Annotated in this window: 4 protein-coding genes and 1 pseudogene; all 5 read right to left on the reverse strand. The window is 48.1% G+C overall.

The window, feature by feature from the left end; all coding sequences use genetic code 11:
- Positions 1 to 687: InlB B-repeat-containing protein (locus PORUE0001_RS00875; RefSeq protein WP_007364559.1), on the reverse strand; the 687-nt coding region annotated here is incomplete at its 3' end.
- A 12-nt stretch (positions 688 to 699) separates the two neighbouring features.
- The gene (locus PORUE0001_RS00880; protein ID WP_039865169.1) at positions 700 to 2,037 is read right to left on the reverse strand and encodes an InlB B-repeat-containing protein; all 1,338 of its coding nucleotides are present in this window, start codon (positions 2,035 to 2,037) and stop codon (positions 700 to 702) included.
- Positions 2,037 to 2,285 carry a hypothetical protein gene (locus PORUE0001_RS00885; RefSeq protein WP_007364558.1) on the reverse strand — a complete coding sequence of 83 codons (249 nt, stop codon included), beginning with the start codon at positions 2,283 to 2,285 and terminating at the stop codon, positions 2,037 to 2,039. Before PORUE0001_RS00885 ends, PORUE0001_RS00880 begins: the two co-directional genes overlap by 1 nt.
- 44 nt (positions 2,286 to 2,329) lie before the next feature.
- Positions 2,330 to 2,509, reverse strand: a complete 180-nt coding sequence (locus PORUE0001_RS10500; protein ID WP_007364561.1) for a hypothetical protein — start codon at positions 2,507 to 2,509, stop codon at positions 2,330 to 2,332.
- Between the two features lie 159 nt (positions 2,510 to 2,668).
- Positions 2,669 to 3,159, reverse strand: a pseudogene (locus tag PORUE0001_RS00895) (TraG family conjugative transposon ATPase); the annotation flags it as partial.

The raw sequence follows: 3,159 nt of genomic DNA on the forward strand, positions 1-3,159 counted from the left end.
GAGCGTGACAGCGTAGGTCGTTGGAGCTTTCTTCGTAAAAGTTGCTCGTACAGTCGTGTTGCCAGCAACCTCAAAAGTCTTGCTCTTGAGTATGTCCACATCATTGGCGGTTAGAGCGACTAGCTCCCAACCGTCGGCTGGTGTGGCAAAGACCGTTAGCTCTGTACCTGCGGGTACTCGCTGGAGGTTCTTAGCACCACGGACGACAAGCTCTCCCTCACCTTCCTGTGAGGTCTCCACACTGTAGGTGTCGTCTGCATTGACTGTCCACGTTGCCTCTTTGCTTACAGCCTTAGGGGCATCGTTGGTGACGGTCACTTTGACTTTGTTCCCCACAAGCTCCTTAGCTTGATAGGTCAGGCTAAGGTTCGTCAGGGACGCTAGCGGGATAGAGGCACCACTCTGTACGCTCTTACCGAGGAAGAGGAGCGTGCCTACTGTCTCGTCATAAGCAAAGCTGACGCTATACTTTGTCGGACGTGGGCACTCCACCTCTTGCTCTGTTATTAAGAGCTGGGTGGTCACCATCTGTCCCTCACGCTTGATCTGAGCTTGTGGCGGGGTGCAGGAGACGGAAAAATCCACCTCCTGCTCCTGAGGCTTAAGGTCATCCTTGCAACTACTCGCAAAAAGCAGAGCTGATAGAGAGACTAGAACGAGAGAAAATGTTTTGATTATCTGTTTCATTGTATTTATTATTTAGAAATTAGACTTATTCTTATTGGTGGAGTATTTGGGTCGAAAAACCGCACGAACCTCTGTATCCTTATTGATCACACCGCCACCCCGCAATATGCCATTGAAAAGGCATTCGGATAGCTCGTAACCTTCGTTCGGATTTGAGAAGGCAGTAAGGTAGGTTCCCTCGGGAACCCTGTCAAGATCAACAGACTCAAAACGATCGAATACTCGGTTGTGTCGTTTTAGCTCAATTGATCCTCCCTCAGAACAAACAACCGTTACCTTATACGTCTTAGTAGTTTTCTTGCGGAAGAAAACGTAGAGATCGGTATCACTTGTCACTGTAAAGGTCTTACTGGCTGTAATATCCTTACGATAGGCGGTGATACCTTCCAGCTCCCAGCCGTCGGCTGGTTCAGCGGTGACCGTCAACTTAGTACCTGGATCAAGAGCTCCAATACTAGCTAAAATATAGCAAGCATCATCAGGCCTGTCGGGTTTATCTTGCAGAGTGTAAACCTTTTTTCTACCATCAGCAACCGTGACAGAAACTTTTCCCCTACCAGTTAGATTAACCCTTGTGGACAGCGTTGGCGCACTAACCACTTTAAGAGCTGTATCTTGCGTCACCACAAAGCTCCTATCCTTGAGTATATCCACTTCATTTGCGGTCATACTAGCAACATATCGATATTGGGAATAAAAGTAAACCTTGACATTCAGCTTAGTACCTGCTGGAACTGAAATTGGCTTACCTGCTTCTAGCTCTTTTTCATCTCCATTAGGAAAAACAACGAAGATACTGGAGTAGTCATCCCTTGTCGTTAGCGTCAAGGCATAGGTCTTAGGAGGTTGCTTCTTGAAGACAACCCTGACTAACGTGTTACTCGTCACTACAAAACTCTTCTCTGTCGTTATATCCCTACCATTAGCAGTGATACTACTAATCTCCCAGCCATCAGCTGGAGTAGCGGTGACCGTCAACTTAGACCCCGTCACAACGGCACCTAAGTTGTCCGATCCTGATATAGCGACCTTGCCTTCACCCTCCTTTGCGAGCGTCACAGCATAGGTCTTTGGAGGTAGTTTCTTGAAGACTACCTTGACAATAGTGTTACTCGTAACCACAAAAGACTTATCAGTTGTAATGTCCTTGCCGTTGGCTGTGATACTGACTATCTCCCAGCCATCGGCTGGGGTAGCGGTGACCGTCAACTTAGACCCCGTCACAACGGCACCTAAGTTGTCCGCTCCTGATATATCGACCTTGCCTTCACCCTCCTTCGTGAGCGTCACGGCATAGGTCTCTGGATCTTCTGTGGTGAAGACTGCACACACTGTGGTGTTCTCAGTCACTACGAAGCTCTTGTCTTCGAGATGTCCACATCGTTGGCGGTCAGTGCCACTAGCTCCCAGCCATCGGCTGGCTTAGCGGAAACCGCTAGCTTAGTGTCAGGCTTGACCGCATCAAGATCGTCGCAACCCGTGATAGTGATTTCACCATCACCTTCTTGCTCGGACTTAACCCAGTAAGCTTCTTCGGCAAGTATATTCCAAACGAGCTCCTTGCGAAGCTCCTTTGGAGCATCATTGGTGACGGTCACATCGACCTTGTTTCCTACAAGCTTTTTAGCTTGATAGGTTAAGGCTAGATCGGAGAGTGACGAAGCGAAATAGGCTTGCCACTCTGAATAGGATTTCCGAGGAAAAAGAGCGTACCTGCCTCTTCGTCATAAGTAAAGCTAACGCTATACTTTGTCGGACGTGGACAGTCTGCTTTGTCCTCGTTGATTAAGAGCTGGGTGGTGACCGTTGAGTCTCCTTTCACAATCTGAGACTGTTCAGTAGTCAGAGATGAATCGAAGGACACCTCCTGCTCTTTGACAGCTAAATCTTTAACACAGCTAACAACTGACAGCAATGCCGACAGTGTAGCTAAAGCAAACCATAAGGGCTTAATCAGTCTTTTCATAGGCTACGGCGTTTATTATTTGTTCTTTTCTCGTTGTGCTTGTGCCATCTGGCGGATAGCTAACTCAATGTTACCACCGAGTTGTGCAGCTAGTCGCTGGACGGCTACTTTTTCGGTCGCTTCGGTTGTATAGCGAAGTACTCTTCTAAGCTTACTTCTGTAGCATAGACAGCACTCACCATACCCCCTAAACCGAACCACACCTCCTTGTAAAGGCGGTTGGGGTCGTTGTTCTGATTGATGGAGAGGATTTGCTCCTTCTCCTTATTGGTCAAGCCTAACGCTTCTTGGATTGCGTCAAACTTGTTCATGTACTTGCGCTGGTCAAGTAGTATCTTACAGTCGGAGTTGTTGATGATACTCTCTCGCACCACGGGGGAGCGCAAAATATCGTCAGGGTCTTGTGTCACCACGACTGCCTCTCCAAAGTGCTTACGCACGGTCTTGTAGAGGTACTTGATGAACTCAGCCATATTAGCACTGGAGATAGCTTTCCAAGCCTCCTC

Origin of the sequence: Porphyromonas uenonis 60-3, from assembly GCF_000174775.1 — a bacterium.
Taxonomy (GTDB): domain Bacteria; phylum Bacteroidota; class Bacteroidia; order Bacteroidales; family Porphyromonadaceae; genus Porphyromonas; species Porphyromonas uenonis_A.